22 protein-coding genes are annotated in these 18,923 nt (G+C 71.2%); 8 read left to right on the top strand and 14 right to left on the bottom strand.

Annotation, left to right across the window (positions count from 1 at the left end):
• Nucleotides 1–22: 22 nt before the first annotated feature.
• Genes BLW09_RS14895 through BLW09_RS14880 form a run of 4 tightly spaced genes read right to left on the bottom strand, consistent with a single transcriptional unit; the run spans nucleotide 23 to nucleotide 4,424 of the window.
• Nucleotides 23–1,282, bottom strand: coding sequence for a family 1 glycosylhydrolase (locus tag BLW09_RS14895; RefSeq protein WP_089914377.1), 1,260 nt, complete (start codon nucleotides 1,280–1,282; stop codon nucleotides 23–25).
• Nucleotides 1,279–2,163, bottom strand: coding sequence for a carbohydrate ABC transporter permease (locus BLW09_RS14890; RefSeq protein WP_089914374.1), 885 nt, complete (start codon nucleotides 2,161–2,163; stop codon nucleotides 1,279–1,281). The genes BLW09_RS14895 and BLW09_RS14890 overlap by 4 nt, the downstream gene beginning before the upstream one ends.
• Nucleotides 2,160–3,110 (bottom strand): carbohydrate ABC transporter permease, encoded by a 951-nt coding sequence (locus BLW09_RS14885; RefSeq protein WP_231946883.1) that lies wholly within the window; start codon nucleotides 3,108–3,110, stop codon nucleotides 2,160–2,162. Before BLW09_RS14885 ends, BLW09_RS14890 begins: the two co-directional genes overlap by 4 nt.
• 54 nt (nucleotides 3,111–3,164) lie before the next feature.
• Entirely contained in the window at nucleotides 3,165–4,424 is a 1,260-nt protein-coding gene (locus tag BLW09_RS14880) for an ABC transporter substrate-binding protein (protein WP_089914369.1), read from the bottom strand.
• A 250-nt stretch (nucleotides 4,425–4,674) separates the two neighbouring features.
• Between BLW09_RS14880 and BLW09_RS14875 the strand changes: the two genes are divergently transcribed.
• Nucleotides 4,675–5,889: an ice-binding family protein gene (locus BLW09_RS14875; RefSeq protein ID WP_172824218.1), complete on the top strand. Its 1,215-nt coding sequence runs from the start codon at nucleotides 4,675–4,677 to the stop codon at nucleotides 5,887–5,889.
• 19 nt (nucleotides 5,890–5,908) lie between these two features.
• On the opposite strand, the gene BLW09_RS14870 is transcribed toward BLW09_RS14875, so the two are convergent.
• From BLW09_RS14870 to BLW09_RS14850, 5 genes are all read right to left on the bottom strand, one after another.
• Nucleotides 5,909–6,373 carry an SRPBCC domain-containing protein gene (locus BLW09_RS14870; protein ID WP_089914363.1) on the bottom strand — a complete coding sequence of 155 codons (465 nt, stop codon included), beginning with the start codon at nucleotides 6,371–6,373 and terminating at the stop codon, nucleotides 5,909–5,911.
• 9 nt (nucleotides 6,374–6,382) lie between these two features.
• Nucleotides 6,383–7,027 carry a dihydrofolate reductase family protein gene (locus tag BLW09_RS14865; protein WP_089914361.1) on the bottom strand — a complete coding sequence of 215 codons (645 nt, stop codon included), beginning with the start codon at nucleotides 7,025–7,027 and terminating at the stop codon, nucleotides 6,383–6,385.
• Between the two features lies 1 nt (nucleotide 7,028).
• A complete protein-coding gene (locus BLW09_RS14860; RefSeq protein WP_089914359.1) occupies nucleotides 7,029–7,379 on the bottom strand; it encodes an ArsR/SmtB family transcription factor in 351 nt (116 codons plus the stop codon).
• A 44-nt stretch (nucleotides 7,380–7,423) separates the two neighbouring features.
• On the bottom strand, nucleotides 7,424–8,170 hold the full coding sequence (locus BLW09_RS14855) for a hypothetical protein (RefSeq protein WP_089914356.1): 747 nt from the start codon (nucleotides 8,168–8,170) through the stop codon (nucleotides 7,424–7,426).
• Between the two features lie 187 nt (nucleotides 8,171–8,357).
• The gene (locus BLW09_RS14850) at nucleotides 8,358–8,654 is read right to left on the bottom strand and encodes a DUF2277 domain-containing protein (protein ID WP_089914354.1); all 297 of its coding nucleotides are present in this window, start codon (nucleotides 8,652–8,654) and stop codon (nucleotides 8,358–8,360) included.
• Nucleotides 8,655–8,774: 120 nt separating this feature from the next.
• Between BLW09_RS14850 and BLW09_RS14845 the strand changes: the two genes are divergently transcribed.
• Nucleotides 8,775–9,563 (top strand): thioesterase family protein, encoded by a 789-nt coding sequence (locus tag BLW09_RS14845; RefSeq protein WP_089914351.1) that lies wholly within the window; start codon nucleotides 8,775–8,777, stop codon nucleotides 9,561–9,563.
• 7 nt (nucleotides 9,564–9,570) lie between these two features.
• Here the strand turns inward: BLW09_RS14845 and BLW09_RS14840 are convergent, their stop codons facing one another.
• From BLW09_RS14840 to BLW09_RS14830, 3 genes are read right to left on the bottom strand one after another with little or no spacing between them, the layout of a single operon-like run.
• On the bottom strand, nucleotides 9,571–9,975 hold the full coding sequence (locus BLW09_RS14840; protein WP_089914347.1) for a RidA family protein: 405 nt from the start codon (nucleotides 9,973–9,975) through the stop codon (nucleotides 9,571–9,573).
• A gap of 33 nt (nucleotides 9,976–10,008) precedes the next feature.
• A complete protein-coding gene (locus BLW09_RS14835; protein WP_172824217.1) occupies nucleotides 10,009–10,755 on the bottom strand; it encodes an IclR family transcriptional regulator in 747 nt (248 codons plus the stop codon).
• The gene (locus tag BLW09_RS14830; protein WP_089914341.1) at nucleotides 10,752–11,768 is read right to left on the bottom strand and encodes a sugar kinase; all 1,017 of its coding nucleotides are present in this window, start codon (nucleotides 11,766–11,768) and stop codon (nucleotides 10,752–10,754) included. The genes BLW09_RS14835 and BLW09_RS14830 overlap by 4 nt, the downstream gene beginning before the upstream one ends.
• Before the next feature lie 95 nt (nucleotides 11,769–11,863).
• On the opposite strand from BLW09_RS14830, the gene BLW09_RS14825 reads away from it, so the two are divergent.
• From BLW09_RS14825 to BLW09_RS14800, 6 genes are all read left to right on the top strand, one after another.
• Nucleotides 11,864–13,114: an alanine racemase gene (locus tag BLW09_RS14825; RefSeq protein ID WP_089914338.1), complete on the top strand. Its 1,251-nt coding sequence runs from the start codon at nucleotides 11,864–11,866 to the stop codon at nucleotides 13,112–13,114.
• A gap of 8 nt (nucleotides 13,115–13,122) precedes the next feature.
• A complete protein-coding gene (locus BLW09_RS14820; RefSeq protein ID WP_089914335.1) occupies nucleotides 13,123–13,746 on the top strand; it encodes a bifunctional 4-hydroxy-2-oxoglutarate aldolase/2-dehydro-3-deoxy-phosphogluconate aldolase in 624 nt (207 codons plus the stop codon).
• Complete coding sequence (locus tag BLW09_RS14815) at nucleotides 13,743–15,344, top strand: N-acyl-D-amino-acid deacylase family protein (protein ID WP_089914331.1); 1,602 nt, start codon at nucleotides 13,743–13,745, stop codon at nucleotides 15,342–15,344. Before BLW09_RS14820 ends, BLW09_RS14815 begins: the two co-directional genes overlap by 4 nt.
• 89 nt (nucleotides 15,345–15,433) lie before the next feature.
• A complete protein-coding gene (locus BLW09_RS14810) occupies nucleotides 15,434–15,946 on the top strand; it encodes a hypothetical protein (protein ID WP_089914328.1) in 513 nt (170 codons plus the stop codon).
• A 100-nt stretch (nucleotides 15,947–16,046) separates the two neighbouring features.
• Nucleotides 16,047–16,742: a helix-turn-helix transcriptional regulator gene (locus tag BLW09_RS14805; protein ID WP_089914325.1), complete on the top strand. Its 696-nt coding sequence runs from the start codon at nucleotides 16,047–16,049 to the stop codon at nucleotides 16,740–16,742.
• Nucleotides 16,743–16,878: 136 nt separating this feature from the next.
• Nucleotides 16,879–17,256 carry a VOC family protein gene (locus tag BLW09_RS14800; RefSeq protein WP_089914322.1) on the top strand — a complete coding sequence of 126 codons (378 nt, stop codon included), beginning with the start codon at nucleotides 16,879–16,881 and terminating at the stop codon, nucleotides 17,254–17,256.
• A 25-nt stretch (nucleotides 17,257–17,281) separates the two neighbouring features.
• Here BLW09_RS14800 and BLW09_RS14795 read toward each other — a convergent pair whose 3' ends face one another.
• Together BLW09_RS14795 and BLW09_RS14790 are read right to left on the bottom strand one after the other, a co-directional pair.
• Complete coding sequence (locus BLW09_RS14795) at nucleotides 17,282–18,211, bottom strand: NADP-dependent oxidoreductase (RefSeq protein ID WP_089914319.1); 930 nt, start codon at nucleotides 18,209–18,211, stop codon at nucleotides 17,282–17,284.
• Nucleotides 18,212–18,285: 74 nt separating this feature from the next.
• Entirely contained in the window at nucleotides 18,286–18,861 is a 576-nt protein-coding gene (locus tag BLW09_RS14790) for a TetR/AcrR family transcriptional regulator (protein WP_089914317.1), read from the bottom strand.
• Nucleotides 18,862–18,923 lie beyond the last annotated feature (62 nt).

Below are 18,923 nucleotides of genomic sequence, written 5' to 3'. Positions count from 1 at the left end.
CCGAGTCCCTTCCTGTGCCCGATCACGGCGCCGTGACCAGGCGGGAGGCGTACGCGCGGAAGCGGTCGGCGACCGGGTTCGCAGAACGCAGCAGCCCCTCGGGGGACTCGACGAGGTCGTGGAGCCCCATCGTGAGCAGGTGGTCGGCGCGCGGCCGGTCGCTGTGGCGCCACGTCCACTCGTACATGTCGAACAGCGGCCACCAGACGTAGCCGACGACCGGGGCGCCCTCGGACCGCATGCTCTCCACCAGTGCGATGGACGCGTCCAGCCAGTGGATGCGCTCATCGACGGTTCCCGTCACGCACGTCTCGGTGACCATCACCGGTGCGCCGTACCTGGCTGCGAACCGCTCGAGCGCCTCGCGGAGGCCCTGCGTGCCGCGGTCGACGCTCGGCCGGGGGTCGGCGAAGCCGCCGCCGTGCCGGACTCCCGGCTCGAACAGCTCGGTGGAGTGCCGCGGGTAGTAGTTGACGCCCATGATGTCGGGGTGGACGGCATGGGCGGCGAACCAGTCCAGCTCGGCGTCCGTCACCGCGGGGGCCAGCCGGTCGCGCAGCGCGTGCGCGTCGTCGACCCGGCCGGTGACGAGGTCTTCGACCAGGTGCACCTGGTGGCGCAGCCGCTCGGCCTCCTCGCGGTGCTCCGGCGCGCTCTCGTCCCCGACGTAGCTGATGGCGGCATCGACGTGCACGAATGTCGCGCGGTCGCCGATGCGGGCGGCCAGCGCCTCCTGGCTGAGCACGAAGCCGCGCGCCAGGTTCGCTGCGATGGCGGCGAAGCCCTCTGCGCCGGTCCGGTAGGGCGGCCAGTAGCCGTACTCTCCCGAGAACAGCGCGTGGATGACCGGCTCGTTCACCGGCGTGTAGTCCACGACGCGGTCCCCGTAGCGCTCGCCGAAGCGATCGGCGAACTCGGCGACGTGCTGCGGGTAGTCCGCGGAGGCGAACTGCTCGGCCAGCCAGGTGGGGGTGCCGTAGTGCAGCAGATCGATGATGGGCCGCAATCCCGCGTCGAGCAGCGCATCCACCGCCCGGTCGGTCCAGTTCCAGTCCCAGCGGCCGGGTTCCGGCGCGATCCGGTACCAGGGGACGCCCCAGCGCAGCACCTCGGCGCCCACCCCCGCCGCCAGGGCGAAGTCCTCGCGGTACCGCGTGTAGTGCTCGGTGAGCTCGTACTCATCGATCGCGCGCTCGCCCGGCCGCTCCTGAGGCACGAAGGTGTCCTCGATCCCGAGCCCCAGGTGCAGGCGGCCGTCCTCGAACCAGCGCGGGGCTGTCACTTGAGCCCCGTGGTGGCGACGCTCTCGATGAAGCGTCGCTGCATGATCAGGAACATGACGGCGAGCGGCAGGACCGCGATCAGCGACCCGGCCATCATCGTGCCGTAGGGGATGATGCCGCTCGGGCCGGTGAGCAGCGTCAGCCCCGAGGTGATGGTGCCCATGTCGGGGGAGGTCGTGAAGACGAGCGGCCAGAGCAGGTCGTTCCAGTTGTTCACGAAGGTGAAGATGGCCAGCGTGAGCAGCGCGGGGACCGCATTCGGGAGCACGATGCTCCGGAAGATGCGGAACTCCCCGGCGCCGTCGATCCGCGCCGCGTTGTCCAGGTCGCGGGGGAGGGCGATGAAGAACTGCCGGAGGAAGAAGATGCCGAATGCGTCCGCCGCACGGGGGATGATCAGGCCGGCGAACGTGTTGACCCAGCCGAGCTGCGCCACCAGCTGGTAGACGGGGATGAGCGTCGCCTGGAACGGGATCATCAGGCTGGCCACGATCACGATCAGCACGATGCGGTTGCCGCGGAAGTCGATCCGGGCGAGAGCGTAGGCCGCCAGCGAGTCGAACACCAGCGCGAAGACCGTGACTCCGCCCGCGAAGACCAGGCTGTTGAGGAAGAGCCGGCCGAACGGGAGGTCGCTGAAGATCTTCGCGAAGTTGTCCAGCGTCCACGTGCCGGGGAGCAGCGTCGGCGGGTACGCGTTGATCTCCGCGGCGGGCTTGAACGCGGTGAGGACGATCACGATCACCGGGAGCAGCACGATGGCGGTCAGCACCAGGGCGGCGGCGAAGAGGAGCCAGCGCTCCGTCGTCCGTCCGACGCGCCTCCCGCGCGGGGCCGACGCGGACCGGCGGGTGGCGGCCGGACTGAGGGTGGCGGTCATGCGAGGTCCTTCTCACGGCGTCCGAAGAAGCGGAACTGGATGAGGCTGAGGAGGAGCGTCGCGGCCAGCAGCACGTAGGAGAGCGCGGTCGCGAGCCCGAGGTCGAGCTTCTTGAAGCCCTCCTGGTAGATCTCCATGACGACGGTCTGCGTCGAGCGGTAGGGACCGCCTCCGGTCATGACGTAGATCTGGTCGAAAGCCTGCAGCGCGGCGATCATCGCGAACACGACGACGAACGCGAGGGTGTTGCTGAGCTGGGGGAGGGTGATGCTGACGAACCGGCGCCAGGCTCCGGCTCCATCGATCTTCGCCGCCTCGTAGAGCGACTCCGGGATCTCCTGCAGGCCGGCGATGAAGATCACCATGTAGAAGCCGAAGCTCTTCCAGATGGCCACCAGGACGACGGTCGGCATCGCGAGCGCCGGGTCCTGCAGCACATTGCCGAGCTGGATGCCGACGCTGCGCAGCCAGAAGTTGAGCAGGCCCACCTGCGGGTCGAGCAGGTACGTCCATGCGAATGCCGCGACCGCGAGCGAGACGATGAACGGCAGGAACAGCGCGGTGCGGAAGAAGCCGCGCCCGAGCAGCCGCCGGTTGGTGAGGAGGAGGGCGAGCAGCAGGGCGGCGATCAGCGCGGTGGGGGTGAAGAGCACCGTGTAGAGGGCGATATTGCCGAGGGTGGCGAGGACGCGCGGGTCGGTGAACACCTGCACGTAGTTGTCGAAGCCGACCCACTCCTCCAGGCCGAAGCCGCTCGCGTTCGTGAACGAGAGGCGCAGGGCCGACAGCATCGGCCAGCCCACGAAGGCGATCAGGATGACGATCGCCGGGAGCATGAAGAGCAGAGCCATCGGTCCGCGGCGGCGTGCCGAGCGGGGCCGGCCGCCGAGCGGGGCCGGCGGACGGTACGGCCGGCGGCCCGTGCGGGAGCGGGTGAGAGTGGTCATGATCGCTTTCGGAAGAGGTGGTGGACCGCCGCGGAACGGCGGTCCACCGGGGGATCACTTGCCGAGGGCCTGCTGCACCTGGCTGGATGCGGACTTCAGCAGCGCGGCCGGGTCGCCGCCGGCGAGGGCCTTCTGCGTCGCCTCGTCGACCGCGGAGAGCACATCCGTGCTGTTGGCCACGCCGGGGAGCAGCGGACGCGCGTCGCCGACGAGGTCGGTGAGTGTAGCCACGACCGGGTTGGACGATACGTCGGACGACGGGATGTCGGTGCGCAGGGGCGGCCAGCCGGAGCCGAGCGACCACTTCGTCGCGACCTTCTTGGTGAAGAAGTAGGCGAAGAACTTCTCCGCCGCGGCCTTCTTGGCCGAGTCGGCCTGCGCGGTGACCGCGGCGGAGATGCCGATCGCCGACGCTGCCGCACCCTTCGGTCCGGCGGGGATGCCGGCGATGCCGTAGTCGATCTTGTTCTCGGTGGCGACACCGGCCATCCAGGGTCCGCCGATCTCCATCGCGGCCTTGCCCGAGGAGAACAGCTTGTCGGAGGCGACCCCGTCGAGGCCGGTCGGCGAGATCTTGTCGGCGGTGACGGCCTTCGCCCAGTACGACAGCGTCTCGGCGTTCTCGGAGGAGTCGAGCGCCGACTTCGAGCCGTCGACGATCTTCCCGCCGTTGCCGTAGAACAGGCTGGCCCAGACGCCGTTGCCCACGGTCGCGTGGTCCGGGAGGGCGAGGCCGTACTGCTCGGGGGTTCCGTCGCCGTTCTCGTCGACGGTGAGCTTCTTGGCGTCGGCCACCCACTCGTCCCAGGTCTTCGGGAACTCGGTGATCCCGGCCTTCTCGAACAGGGCCTTGTTGTAGATGACGGAGAGCGGGACGAAGCCGGTCGGGACGCCGTACGCGGAGCCGTCGACCTTCTCCATCTCGACAGCGGCGGGTCGCAGCGATGCGCTCTTCATCTCGCTGCTCGCGTAGAAGTCGTCGAGTTTGGCGAACGCGCCCTTCGACGCGTACACCGGGAGGGTCTCGGCCGGCATCGCGACGATGTCCGGGCCCTTCTTGGCGGAGAGGGCGGGGAGAAGGGTGTCTCCGATGACGGCCCACGTCTTCGTCGTGGTCTTGATGGTGATCTTGTCCTGCGACTTGTTGAAGTCGTCGACGATCGCGTCGAGCACCTTGCCGTCGGCCTCGGTGTAGCCGTGCCAGAAGGTGAGGGTGACAGGGCCGGAGTCGCCGGAGCCGGAGGAGGTGGAGCAGCCGGCCAGCGCGAGAGAAGCGCCGGCCGCGACGGCCAGCGCCGCAAGCAGTTTCTTCATTGAATGCCTCTCATGGGACCGACCGCTCATCGTCGATCGGATCGGGTTTACAACGATGTAATCAACGTTGTAAATGGGAGTATAGGCAGGGCGCGGATCGGGCGTCAAGCCGTGTTCGGTGACCGAACGCGCTCACCCCCTGTTCGGCCGGATCCGGCACGAGGCCCCATTCCGTGAGAGACTTCGCACAAGGGGTGTGGAAGACGAATCTCGTCGTACGCCAGGACCCCCCGATCGGGCGGGGGCCTTCGTGGCCGATTCGACATCCTCTTTCTCCTTTTCTTCTGTCATCCGGCGGATCGGCCTCGGGGCCACAGCGGCGGCGCTTCTCGCACTGCTCGGGCTGACCTTCGGCCCGGCTTCGGCGCGGGCGGACACCACCCTCGACGGGCCGGTGGACATCGGGACGGCCGCGCCCTTCGGCGTGCTCGGGTCGAGCGCCGTGACGAACACCGGACCGACGGTCGTCGACGGTGACGTGGGGGTGTCCCCCGGATCGTCGATCACCGGTTTCGGCGGCCCTCCGGAGGGCACGCTCACCGGAACCCTCCATCAGACCGACGCCGTCGCGGCGCAGGCGCAGAGCGATGTGACGACCGCCTTCAACACGGCGAGCGGGCTGACCCCGACGACCTCCGGGGTCGGCGAGCTCAACGGCCTGTCGCTGACACCCGGCGTCTACTCCGGCGGCGCGTTGTCTCTCGCGGACAACGGAGCCCTGACGCTCGCCGGGAGTGCGACGTCGGTCTGGGTCTTCCAGGCCGCAAGCACCCTCACGATCGGATCGGCGACCCACATCACGATGACCGGTGGCGCGACGGCGTGCAACGTCTTCTGGAGGGTCGGCTCGTCGGCGACGCTCGGCACTGCGGCGCAGTTCGTCGGCACCGTGCTGGCCGACCAGTCCATCACCGCGACGACCGGCGCGACCATCGCGGGCCGCCTGCTGGCGAGCAACGCGGCGGTCACCCTCGACACGAGCACCGTGACGGTGCCGACCGGATGCCCGCCACCGGGCACACCGGTCACGACGTCCAGCCCGGCCATCACGTCGGGGACGCCGACCGGCGCGGTCGTCGGGACTCCGTACTCCTTCACGGTGACGGCATCCGGCACGCCGGCGCCCACCTACGCGGTGACCGCCGGAACACTCCCCGTGGGACTCACGCTCAACCCAACCACCGGCGTGATCTCCGGGACGCCGACGACACCGGGTTCGTCGACCGTCACCATCACGGCGTCCAACGGGCAGAGCCCGGACGCTTCTGCGGTCTACACCTTCGCGACGGCGCCGGCCGCCGTGCCCGTCGGAGCCGCCGGGGGAGGAGCGATCGATTCGACCGCCCTGCTCGCGCAGAGCGGAAGCGATACGACGCTGCCGTTCGCCGCCGCACTGCTCGTGCTCGCCCTCGGTCTCGGTCTGAGCGGCTTCGCCGCGCACCGCTCCACGCGGCGACCGGGCTGATCCGCCGCCGCGCGAAGGGCTAACGCGCGAGGTAGGCACCCAGGGCGTCGAGGAGGCCCCGGGTGCCGCTCTCGCGCCCGGGACCGTCGGCCCAGAACCGGTCGAAGAAGACGCCGTGCTCGATGTGCGTGAAGCGGGTGCCCTCGTCGATCGGATCGAACTCGAGGGAGGCGACGGAGGTCGACATGTGCACGCCGTCGATCCACATGTCGTACGTGGTGACGATCCGGACGTGCTCGACGATGTCGGTGTACGTGGCCTCGTACCGCGACACCGGGCCGTCGTGGAACGTGCCCTCTGCCACATCCCGCCCGCCGACCCGGAAGTCGAAGGACCATTCGCCCGGCTCGATGGCGTCTCCAGCTCCCCACCAGCTCCGCTTCTGCTCCTCGTCGGCGAAGGCGTCCCAGACGCGTTCGGGCGGGGCGGGGTAGTCGCGGGTGAGGGTGAATCCGGCGCGGGCGAGGCGGCGTTCGATCGTCATGGCTGCGTCCTAGCGGGTCAGGGTGACGTGGATGGTGCCGCTCTCGGCGACCTCGGACGTCACGGTGTGCGTCTGGTCCATTCCGGTCAGGTCGTCGAACAGCCGGTGCCCGCGGCCCAGGAAGATCGGGGCGATCATGAGATGCAGATCGTCGACGAGGCCGGCCCGGAGGAAGGCGCGGGCGGTGCGATAGCCGCCGCCCACCCGGACATCCTGTCCGCCTGCGGCCTCGGTCGCCTCGGCGAGCACCTCCTCCACGGGAGTGTTGCGGAAGTGGAAGGTCGTGCCGCCGTTCATCTCGATCGGGGAGCGCGGCGCGGTGCTGGTGAGCACGAAGACCGGGGTGCCGAACGGCGGGGTGTCTCCCCACCATCCCTTCCACTCGGCGTCGTCGGGGAAGGAGTGCAGGCCGAACATGCCGGCGCCCATGATCTCGGCGCCGATCCCCTCGAAGAACTCGCGGCCGAACCGGTCGTCGACGCCGGTCGTGCCGGCCCCGCTCGTGTCGCCGAAGATGCGCTCGCGGAACGTCCGGGTCGATGCCCAGGCGGCCGTGAGGCGGCCCCAGTCCTCGCCCATCGGGGTGTCGGGCGACGCATCGGACGGCGTGTAGCCGTCGAGGGAGGCGAAAAGGTCCATGCGAACGCGGGTCATGTCAGGTGTCCTTCGGGGTCGGCGCCGCGGCGACGCGGGCGAGGTGGATGCCGAGGCGGTCGGCCTGGTGCTCGGCGGGAGTGCGTTGCTCCCCGAGCCAGAGGTGCAGGATGTCGAGCGCGCCCGGCCGCAGGCTCACCGTGCGGACGCGTCCGTGCTTCTCGGAGGTGATCACTCCCGCGTTCTCGAGCACGCTCAGGTGCTGCATGAACGACGGCAGCGCCATAGGAAATGGGGCCGCGAGCTCGGTCACCACCGCTGGTGATGTCGCCAGCCGCTCCACGACGGCTCGCCGCGTGGGATCCGCGAGAGCGCGGAGCACAGCGTCCAGTTCGTCGTGATACTTAGGCACATACCTAAGTGTGCCGAGCGTTGGCGCTCTTCGTCAACCCTTCGTCAGGGTTTGGCGCCGTTGCTGAACGAGCCGTGCAGGGTGGTGTCGGCGAACGCCGTGGTGCCGATGACCGCGCGGACCGCATCCAGCGTCGCCGCATCCCCGCCGTCGACGAGCACCGTCAGCGACCCGTAGTCGACGCGCATCGTGTACGGGATGGACGCCTCGATCGAGGTGACGTGCGGCGTCGCCGCCAGCCGCGCGAGGCCCTCGGCCACGTCCGTGGAGGTCTCGATCGGGATGGTCTGGTCGAAGGTCCCGCTGTAGTGGACTGTCGTCTCGATGTGCCCGGGTCCGGCCGGCACCGTGAGGGCGAGGCTCACCCCGGTCCACGCGAGGTGCTGTGCCATCGTCGTCGGGACTGCTGCCGCCTGGGCGGGTGTCGCCGCCGCCTCCATCACGACGTCGACCTGGCTCGAGAAGTGGTTGGAGACGACCCGGCAGTCCGGGCGGTCCGGATCGTCGGAGGCGGTTCGCGAGTCCGACATGCTCTCGCGCACCGTGTCGACGCCCGCGAGCTTCCGGACGGCGGCTACGGCGTCCCGGACCTCTCCGGCGACATGGGGATCGAGCGTCGGAGCCGGCGTCGGAGACGGGTCCGGCTCGGCGCCGCGCGGCAGGCAGGCCTCCGCGGGCTCAGCCGAGCCGCGGCCGGTCGCATCCCGAGCCAGCTGCTCGATCGTCGAGCACCCGGTGAGGAGGGCGGCGGCGCACAGGAGCGCGAGGACGGTCGTGGCCCGGCGAAGCATAGGGTCGAGGCTAACGCGGCGTCCGGCTGCCCGCGTCAGCCTCCGGGATGAGCTGCCGGCGACCATCGTCGCAGGCGGTGCGGCGGGCCGATCGATTCGGACCGCGGAAGTCGGGTGCCGCGGCGGGGCGGTCGATCAGGCTGGGTGTCGAAGGAGGCATCGGCTGCCGGTGGAGCGGATCTGACCGTCACGCCGACGCCGTCCGGATCCTCACCTCGCGCTCCATGCGCTTCTCGTGCCGTTGTCGGCCCTTCGCCGCCTCGAGCTCCCGGCTCTTCGGCGGGGCGCTCGTGACCAGCTGGTCCAGCATCCGTCTGGTCGCCTCGGCGATCTCGTCGATGGCCTGCTCGAACGCGGGGGTGTTTGCGCGCGAGGGATGCGTCGAGCCGCTGACCTTCCGGACGAACTGGAGCGCGGCCTCCCGCACCTCATCGTCGGTCGTGGGCGGTTCGAAGTTGTGAAGGCAACGGATGTTCCGGCACATGCCGAGACGATATACCGCCCGCCGTCGAGTCCGCATTCTTTGCACGCTCAGGGTGGGGAAAGCGGTAAGTCTGTGCGGACTCGACGGTGGCGGCGACGGCCGGGGCGAAATAATCGGGGGATGGACTCCTACTTCCAGCGCATCGACGACACCCGCTACCGCCCGACCGTGGATGCCGGAGGAGCCTGGAAGGACGGCGAGATCCACTTCAGCCCGCTCGGCGGTCTCATCGTGCACGCGATGGATCGCCATCGCGCCGAGCGCGGCGCCGGTCCGCTCTCGCTCGCGCGGGTGAGCTTCGACATCCTCGGCTTCCTCGCCGCGGAGGTGTGCGAGATCACCGTGGAGACCATCCGCCCCGGCCGGACGATCGAGCTGGTGGAGGCGACCGTCGTCATCGCCGGCCGTGCCGCCGTGCTCGCGCGTGCCTGGTACACGGTCGACGGCGACACCAGCGAGGTCACGGGCGGCGAACCGGACAGGCTCGCCCTCCCGGGCCCCGAGCGGCGCTGGCCGATGACGGAGACCTGGCCGGGCGGTTACGTCGCATCGCTCGAGATGCGGGCTGCCGAGGACCCGCGCCCCGGCCGCGCGACGGCCTGGCTGCGCACCGACCGCGTCCTCGTCGCCGGCGAGGAGTCCAGCCCGCACGCCGCCTTCATCGCGCTGGTCGACACGGCGAACGGCATCGCGGTGCGCCGGTTGCCGACCGAGTGGATGTTCCCCAACCTCGACCTGACCATCCACCTGTACGCGCAGCCGGCGGGGGAGTGGGTCGGCCTCGACACGACGGTCACCTTCGGGTCGACGGGCCGGGGCCTCACCAGCACCGCTCTCCACGACCTCTCGGGCCCGGTGGGCAGGGCGGAGCAGATCCTCACCGTCCGGCCGCTCCCCGGGCGGGCGTAGCTCCGCCTCAGTCGAGCACGGCGAGGGCGTCGATCTCCACCAGCATCTCCGCGCGGGGGAGGCCGGTGAACACCGTGGTGCGCGCCGGAAGCACGCCCGATCGGACGCGCGACGACAGGAACTCGCCGTAGGCCTCGTTCATGGCAGCGAAGTCGTCGCGGGTGGTCAGGTAGACACGGAGCATCATCACGTCGTCGAAGGTCGCCCCTCCGGCGGTGAGGATGGCCTCGACATTCTGGAGCGTCCGGAGCGTCTGCGCTTTCACGTCACCCTCGTGGACGTACGAGTTGCTCGCCGGGTCGACGGGTCCCTGTCCCGACACCTGGAGGAAGGGGCCGCGCCTCACCCCCTGCGAGAAGACGTGAGCGGGAGCGGGGGCCTCCGTGGTGAAGACGGCGGTGCGTTCGGACATGGCTTCCTTTCGGGGTGCTGCGGATGGCGGTGGTCAGACCTCTCGGGCGCCGAGCTCTGCGGAGACGCGCCCCGCCGCCGCCAGGAGCGACGGAAGGAGCTCGAGCACGCCCTCATACGGGAGGACGACGTTCGGAACGGAGATCGAGATGGCGGCGGCGACGCGGCCGTCGGGTCCGTGGACGGGGGCGCCGATGCAGTTCATGAAGGTCTCGTGCTCCTCGTGGTCCTCCGCCCACCCTCGTCGCACGCTGCGCTCGACGTCGGCGAGCAGATCGTCGGGCGTCGTGATCGTCCGGTCGGTGAAGCGTTCGAACTCGAGACCGGTGACGACCGCGCGGCGCTCTGCGTCATCCAGCCCGCCCAGCAGCACTTTGCCGACCGCGGTCGCGTGGAGGGCGGCGGGAAGGCCGATCCGCGAGTACATGCGGAGCGGTTGCCGCGACTCGACCTTGTCGACGTACGTCGCGACGCCGTCGTCGTAGGTGGCGAGGTGCACGGTCTGGCCGGTCTCGGCCGCGAGCGCACGCAGTTCCTGGGCAGCAGCGGCGCGCACATCCAGCGCATCCAGCGCGCCGGAGGCCAGGGCCAGCACGGCAGGGCCGATGCGGTACCGGTGGTTGCTGTCGCGGCCGACGAACCCGTGCTGCTCCATCGTCTGGAGCAGTCGCAGGACCGTCGTCTTGTGAACGCCGAGTTCTGCCGCGAGCGGGTCGAGAGTCGTGATGCCGCGCGCGAGGAGGCCGAGGAGATCGAGCGCCCGGCCGAGCGACTGGCTCACGACGACCTCCTCCAGGGGGATGCGCCCGGGCGGACCGCCCAGCTCGCCCACTCCTCGTCGGAGGCGCCGGCGATCCTCTCGCGGTCCATCTCGTCCGGCACGCTGAGCGGACGGTCGCCGGCGCTGGTCAGTGCCAGAGCGGCCAGCGCGTGTCCGAGGCGGAGGCAGGCCGCATCGTCGCGTCGCTCCGCGAGCCCGCAGAGGAAGCCTGCCGCGAAAGCGTCCCCGGCTCCGATCGGCTCCACGACGTCGACGCTGAGGCAGCGGACGTGGACCTCCGCGCCGCCGCGGCGGTGGACGGAGGCGCGGTGGGCGTCCTCCTTCACGACGATGGTGTCGAGCAGGGGATGCGCGTCGAAGAGCCGGCGGGCGTCGCCGTGCCCGAAACAGGCCTCGGCCTCGTCGCGGCCGAGGAAGAGCAGGTCGGCTTGGGCTACCAGACCCGTCAGTGCGGAGGTGTCGCCGTCGCCCCACAGCTGCGGACGATAGTTGAGGTCGACGCTGAGCCGGGTGTCCGGGCCCAGCACGGCCCGCAGGCCCGTGACGGCCTCGGCCGCTGTGGGAGACAGGGCCGCCGTGATGCCCGACGTGTGCACGAGCTCGGCAGAGGTCAGAAGCGCTGCGGCTGCCGGGGAGGCCAGCGTGGCGGACGACAGGGCGGAGGCTGCGGATCCGCTGCGGTGGTAGTGCATCCGGGTGCTCACATCCCCGGCCGTGCGGGTCGTCTCCTTGACGTAGAGCCCGGTCGGCCGGGAGGGGTCGAGTTCGACCGCGGACGTGTCGACACCCGACTCGCCGGCGACCCGGCGGATGCGTGCACCGAACCCGTCTGTTCCGAGCCGGGACACCCAGGACGTGGGAAGACCCAGGCGCGCGAGGCTGGTTGCGACGTTGAACTCCGCCCCGCCGACATCCGAACCGAACCTGTCCGCCTCTGCCAACGGCCGCTGGTCTTCCGGGTAGAGGACCACCATCGCCTCACCGATCGTCACCTGGAGGCCGGCGCTTCGCATGCGGTGCCCTTCCTGGATCGACTGTGGCCATGCTAGACAAGGTTGCACAGAAGGCGCAATCAGCGTTGCGTCATGTGCAACCACGAAGGAGGCTCATGGCCGAGTACAAGGCGATGCCTCTCGGCGAGCCGCCGCTCACGGTCGACGCGCCCGCCGCTGAGCCCCGAACGCTGGCCGACTTCCCGACACCGCTGGTCACCCTCAGCGAGAAGGCGCTCGCCCACAACCTCCGGACGATGTCGGCATGGTGCGCGTCGGCCGGAGTCGGGCTCGCCCCGCATGGCAAGACCACGATGAGCAGGACCCTCTGGCAACGGCAGCTGGATGCGGGCGCCTGGGGGATCACCGTCGCAACACCGTGGCAGGCGACCGTTGCCCTGGACTGGGGCGTCCCGCGGATCCTGCTGGCGAACGAGCTGGTGCAGCCGGCGGCGATCCGGGCGCTCGCCCCGCACGCGGCCCGGTTGACGGTGTGGGCCGACTCGATCCGTGCCGTGGAGCTGCTTGCCGATGGGCTGGGCGACGCCGGAGCGACGGTTCCGCTGGCGGTGCTCGTCGAGCTCGGCGGTGCCGGGGGCCGCACAGGGGCACGGGGCGTCCCGGCCGCCCTCGAGGTGGCGCGCGCCATCGCCTCCGCACCCGCCCTCCGTCTGGCCGGGGTGGGCGGATATGAGGGGGCGCTGGCACACGACGCATCGACCGCGTCCCTCGAGCGGGTCAGGGCCTACCTCGCCGAGATGGTGCGGTTGCACCGCGAACTGGATGCGCAGGGCCTCTACCCGGCGGAGGGGGAGGTGCTGCTCACCGCCGGCGGAAGCGCGTACTTCGACGACGTCGCGGCGATCCTGGCCCCGCTCCGCGACCCCGAGGGGGCACGCGGCCGCCCCGTCGATGTGCTGCTCCGCTCCGGCGCGTACATCACGCATGACGACGGCTTCTACCGCGGGATCACTCCGTTCTCGCGCGGCGGCTCCGGCGAGGGGCTCCGCGCGGCGATCCACGGCTGGGCGACCGTCCTGTCGCGGCCGGAACCGGAGCTGGTCCTGGTGGATGCGGGCAAGCGCGATCTGCCGTACGACGAGGGCCTCCCCGAGGTTCAGGCGGTCCGGTCGCTGCGCGGTGGGCCCGCAATGCCGTTCGCCGGCGCGGCGGTGACCGGCATCAACGACCAGCACGCGTTCATCCGTGTTCCCGCCGACGCCGTGATCGAGGTCGGCGACGTCGTCCGGCTGGGCCTGTCGCATCCCTGCACCGCGTTCGACAAATGGCGTGCGCTCCCGCTCGTGGACGATGCGCTGGCCGACGACCCCCGGGTCATCGGCGTGATCGAGACCTGCTTCGGGTAGGCGGCCGGATGCTCATCCCCGCACTGGAACAGGACCGCACGCTCGCCGTCGTCCGCGCGCCTCGCATCGACGACCCCATCGCCCTCTGCCGGGCGCTGGCGGCGGGCGGGATCCGGACGGTCGAGTTCACCTTCACGACACCGGGAGTCGAAGCGGTCATCGCGGAAGCGGTTCGCGGCGCGGACGGCGTGATCATCGGGGCCGGGACCGTGACGGATGCCCGCTCGGCGGAGGCGGCTCTCGCGGCGGGCGCGCAGTTCCTCGTCACGCCCGGCATCAGCGAGGGGGCCGCGGGCGTCGCGCGGGACGCCGGTGTCCCCATCCTGCTCGGCGCACTGACTCCGTCGGAGGTGATGCGCGCGGTGGCGCTCGGCGCCGCGGCGGTCAAGATCTTCCCCGCAGGCCTCGTCGGGCCGGCGTACCTCGCCGATCTGCGCGGCCCCTTCCCCGACGTTCGCGTCGTGCCGTCCGGAGGCCTCGACGCCGGCAACGCCGCCGAGTGGATGCGGGCGGGAGCCCTCGCGGTGACGGCCGGCACCAGCGTGGTCGGCGCCGCTCGGATCCAGGCGGGGGACTGGGCGGACGTGACCGAGCGTGCGCGCGAGTTCTCGGCCGCGGCCCTGAGCGCATGACGGCGGTCCTGCTCCGCGGCGGCCTGATCCTGGACGGCTCCGGGCGCCCCGGTGTCATCGGCGACGTACTGGTCGAGGACGGACGGATCGCGAGGGCGGGAGGCCGCATCGTCGCGCCGCGCACCCGGGTCGTCCCCGCGGAGGGTCTGGCCGTCGCTCCCGGGTTCATCGACATGCACGCCCACTCCGACCTGGCAGTCCTCACCGACCCGGACCATCGGGCGAAAGCGACGCAGGGAGTCACCACCGAGGTGCTCGGGCAGGACGGCCTCTCCTACGCCCCCGTCACCGACCGGACGCTGCCGGTCGTTCGCGAGCAGATCGCCGGCTGGAACGGCATCCCGGAGACCGTCGGCTTCTCGTGGCGGAGCGTCGCCGGGTATCTGGAGGAGCTGGACGCGCATCCGCTCGCCGTGAATGCCGCCTACCTGCTGCCCCACGGCACCATCCGGATGAACGTCGTCGGACTGGAGGATCGGCCGCCGACGGCCGACGAGCTCGAGCGGATGCGCGCCGAGGTGGACCGCGGGATGCGCGAGGGAGCCTTCGGCCTGTCGGCGGGGCTGTCGTACGTGCCCGGGATGTTCGCCGGCACCGACGAACTCGTCGAGCTCTGCACGGTCGTCGCCCGCCACGGCGGGTTCTTCGCCCCGCATCAGCGGTCGTACGGGGCGGGGGCGCTGGACGGGTACGCCGAGATGATCGACGTCGCCGCGCGGTCCGGCTGCGCCCTGCATCTCACCCACGCCACGATGAACTTCGACGTGAACCGGGGCCGCGCCGGCGAGTTGCTCGGCCTGGTCGATCGGGCCGTGGCCGGTGGCGTCGACGTGAGCCTCGACAGCTACCCCTACCTCCCCGGCTCGACCACCCTCTCCGCGCTCCTCCCGAGCTGGGTGCAGGCCGGTGGACCGGAGTCGACTCTGGAGCGGCTCCGCGACCGGGACGTGCGCCTCCGTGTCGCGCGCGAGCTCGCCACGACGGGAAGCGACGGAAGCCACGGCGTCGCGGTGGACTGGGCCGTCGTCCAGGTCGCCGGTGTCCGCGACGCGTCGCTCGCCGCCCTGGTCGGCCGCACCATCGCCGATCTCGCACGCAGCGAGGGGCGCCCGCCCGAGGAGCTGTACTTCGACCTGCTCGTGCGCGACCGTCTGGGAACGACGATCCTGCATCATGTCGGCGACGAGGACAACGTGCGTGCCGTCATGCGCCATCACCGCCATACCGCAGGCAGTGACGGGATCCTGGTCGGGGAGCGGCCGCATCCGCGAGCGTGGGGCACGTTCCCCCGGTACCTGGGCCGATACGTGCGGGAGGAGCAGGTTCTGACCCTCGAGGAGGCGATCGTCCACCTCTCCGCACGACCGGCCCGTCGGCTCGGACTCCGTGACAGAGGCCGCGTCGCGTCCGGCTTCGTCGCCGACCTCGTGCTGTTCGACCCGGAACGCGTCGCCGACACCGCGACCTTCGACGATCCCCGGCGTCCCGCCGAGGGGATTCCGTGGGTGTTCGTCGCCGGGGAGCCGGTGATCGAGGGCGGAGAGCGGACGCCCCTGAGCCCCGGACGCGCGCTCCGTCATGACGCCCGGCATTGCTAACGCCGCCGTGAAGGGATAACGTGAGCGGCGCTCAAATGCAATGGCCCAGCGGGCCGTTCGCAACCACCAGCTTCAGAAGGAGACCCACCGTGAGTGATTCCAACCTGCCCCCGAGTTACCCCGCCGCGTCGTCGCCGGCCCCCGCCGGAGGCGCGCCGGTCGCACCTCCGCAGCAGGTGAACATCGCGTTCTGGCTGTACATCGTCGGTGCGGCGCTCAGCCTCATCTCGCTGATCATCTCGCTGGCCACGATCGGTTCGCTCAAGGGCGACCTGCAGCGTCAGCTCGCCGCGCAGGGCCAGCAGATCTCCGACAGCGCGCTGAACGCCACGGTGACGGCGTCGGTGACGGTCGCCATCGTCTTCGGCATCCTCTACATCGCCGCCTACGTGCTGTTCGCGGTGTTCATGCGCCGTGGAGCCAACTGGGCGCGCATCGTCCTGCTGATCGTGACCGTGCTGTCGCTGTTCGGCATCCTCGGCGGGTTCGGCCTCGGCGCCGCCCGTGTCGTGGTCGGTGTCATCGCCACGATCCTGATCTTCCTGAAGCCGGCGAACGAGTACTTCAGCGCGGTCAAGGCGAGCAAGCGTCCGCGGGCCTGACGGCCGCTGCTCCACGGGGCTCAGCGGGCGGCGTCCATACGCTCCCGCTGGGCCCCGTCGTCGTTCCTCCCGTCCGGATCGCCGTCGGTAGAGTCGACGGATGAACCGCACCGACCGGCTGTACGCGATCGTGGAGGCACTCCGCGCGGTGGCGCCGCGACCGGTGAGCGCTCGACGGCTGGCCGAGCGGTTCGAGGTCAGCACGCGCACCATCGAGCGCGATCTGTCGTCCCTGCAGCAGTCCGGCGTCCCCATCTGGGCCGAGCCCGGCCGGACCGGCGGCTACTGCCTCGACCCGGCGCACACCCTCCTTCCGCTCGGGCTGACCGTCGAGGAGGCGCTCGCCGTCACGATCGGGCTCGGCATGCTCGCCTCCACCCCGTTCGGAACAGAGGCCGCGGCGGCGCTGGCCAAGGTGCTCGCGGTGATGGACGCGAGCCGGGTGGAGGAGACGCGGGCCCTGGCGGCGCGCGTGCACCTGCTCCAGGGCGGTCCGCCGGCTCCGGCTCCCGCCGGGTTCTCGGACGCCCTGCGAGCCGGGACGGTGCTCCGGCTCCGGTACCGCGATCGAGCGGGAGTCGAGACGGAGCGCGAGGTGGAGCCGCAGGGATACGTCGGCCGGGACGGGACGTGGTACCTGATCGCCTGGTGCCGCTCCCGCGACGCGATCCGGGCGTTCCGCGGCGACCGCATCGTCGCGGTCGAGCCGACCGGGGAGCGGCCGCCGGGGCGCCGGCTCACGGCGGCCGATCTCGACATCCCCTTCGGGGATCTGCGTCCGGTGCTGGAGGCGTGATCGCCGCGGCCCCGGACTGCTGAAGGCGCCGGGCGCCCGGAGCAACAGAACGCCGATAAACACCGACAGGACGGTGTCGCCGGCGTCGGCGAGTCTGGTCGTGTGCGGGCCGGACGGCCCGGCGGAGAGGCTTCCCATGGCATTCAGCTCGATCAGGATCATCACCGACGACGTCGACCGGCTCGTGCGGTTCTACGAACTCGTCACCGGGACGGTGGCGTCGCGTCCCGCCCCGGTGTTCGCCGAGTTCCGGGAGGGGGCCGTGGCCCTCGCCATCGCCGACGCGGCGACGGTCGCCATGCTCGGCGACGACGCTCCCCGGCCGTCCCGCGGCGGCCCGGCCATCATCGAGTTCGCCGTGGACGACGTCGACGGCGAGTTCGACCGTCTGCGCGACGTCCTGACCGATGTCGTGCTGGAGCCGACGACCATGCCGTGGGGCAACCGGTCCACCCTGTTCCGCGACCCCGATGGCACCCTGGTGAACCTGTTCTCGCGACCGGCCGGGTCGTAGAGTCCGTCCCGCACATCGGCCGCGCCTACGGGAGGACGACCACCTTCCCGCGCAGGGTGCCGGCGGCGGCGCGCTCGTGGATGCTGCGGAGCTCGGCGAGCGGCACCCGCTCGGCCACATCCACCCGCAGCTCGCCGCTGTCGACGAGCGAGACGAGTTCCGCGAGCTCTGCGGCGTCGCTGCGCACGAAGACGACGACGCTGCGGACGTCGCGCTCCGTGTCGTCGGGGGCGGCCATCCAGGCGGTCGTGCTGACCACGATGCCGCCGTCGCGGACGCGCGCGACCAGGGCGGCGAACTCCTCCGGCTCCAGCGGGGCCAGGTTGAGGAGCACGTCGACCGGCTCGGTGACCGCGTCGAGCACCGATCGGGCGGTGTGGTCGACGACCTCATCCGCTCCCGCCGTGGCGACCGCGTCCCTGCTGCGCGGGCTCGCGGTGGCGATGACGTACGCGCCGGCGCGCTTGGCGAGCTGGACCGCGTAGCCGCCGACCGTGCCACCCGCTCCGGTGATCAGGATGCGCTGGCCGGACGCGAGACCGGCCTCGTCGAACAGTGCCTGCCATGCGGTCAGGGCGACGGACGGCAGAGCCGCAGCGTCGGAAAGAGGGACGGATCGCGGGGCTCGGACGAGCACCTCCGCCGGCGCGATGGCGTACTCGGCTGCCGCGCCGTCCCCGGTCATCGGCAGGAATCCGATCACATCGTCACCGGGGGCGAAGCCGTCCACGCCGGCCCCCACCGCGTCGACCGTGCCCGAGACGTCGTAGCCCGGGATGTGCGGCAGCGTGATCGGGATGGGCAGGCTGCCCGCGCGGATGCCGTTGTCGGCCGGGTTGAACGCCGAGCCGGCCACGCGGAGCCGCACTTCGCCGTCGCCGGGGACGGGCAGGTCAGCATCCTCGTAGTGGAGCACCTCGGGTCCGCCGGTCTCGTGGAATCGAATCGCCTTCATGGTCGTGCCTTCCTCCTCGGGTGTCGACGCCCATCGCCGGCATCACACCCCATGAAGCGGAGGAAATCGTCCGTTTATTCCCCGGCGTCCGGAGAGATCCCGCGAAGGAAGACGACGCGCTGCTCCTCGGCCGCCCGCGGCCAGTCGGGCACGTTCGGCATGGGCTGCGCGAGCATCGCCCCGAAGCGGACGACGGTGCCGCCGTCGACATCCCGGCGGACGGTGCCGTCGGCGTGACCGCGCGCGACGATGGCGGACATCGTCCGCTGCATCCGTCCTCGCAGCTCGGCGGACTCGGTCCCTTCGGTCATCGGGCCGCCGTGCAGGGGCAGCACCAGCTGGTCGCGGTGCTCGAACGACTGGCGCAGGAAGCGCGCGATCGCATCCCGTCCGCTCTCGCCGGACGCGAGCGCGTCCTCCGCCTCGGCGAGGATCAGCCGGTAGGCGCGCACGGCCATCGCCTCCAGGAGCGCCTCCCGGTTGGGGTAGCGGCGGTACAGGGTGCCGATGCCGACCCCCGCGTCGGCGGCGATCTTCTCGAGAGGTACGAACCGGCCCTCGGCGAGGCCGGAGCGGATGGCGGCGGCGAGGAGGCGGTCGGCGTTCTCCGCCGCATCCCTCCTCAGCTTCTTCGGCTCGCTGCCCGCCATGCCCTGCCCTCGGATCCACTCGACGTCGTCGCCCCACGATAGTTGCTCGGGAGCCGTCGGGT

This window comes from Leifsonia sp. 21MFCrub1.1, from assembly GCF_900107895.1.
Classification (GTDB): Bacteria; Actinomycetota; Actinomycetes; order Actinomycetales; family Microbacteriaceae; genus Leifsonia; species Leifsonia soli.
Note: the sequence above shows the minus strand (reverse complement) of the source record. Positions and strands in the feature narration are given on the sequence as shown.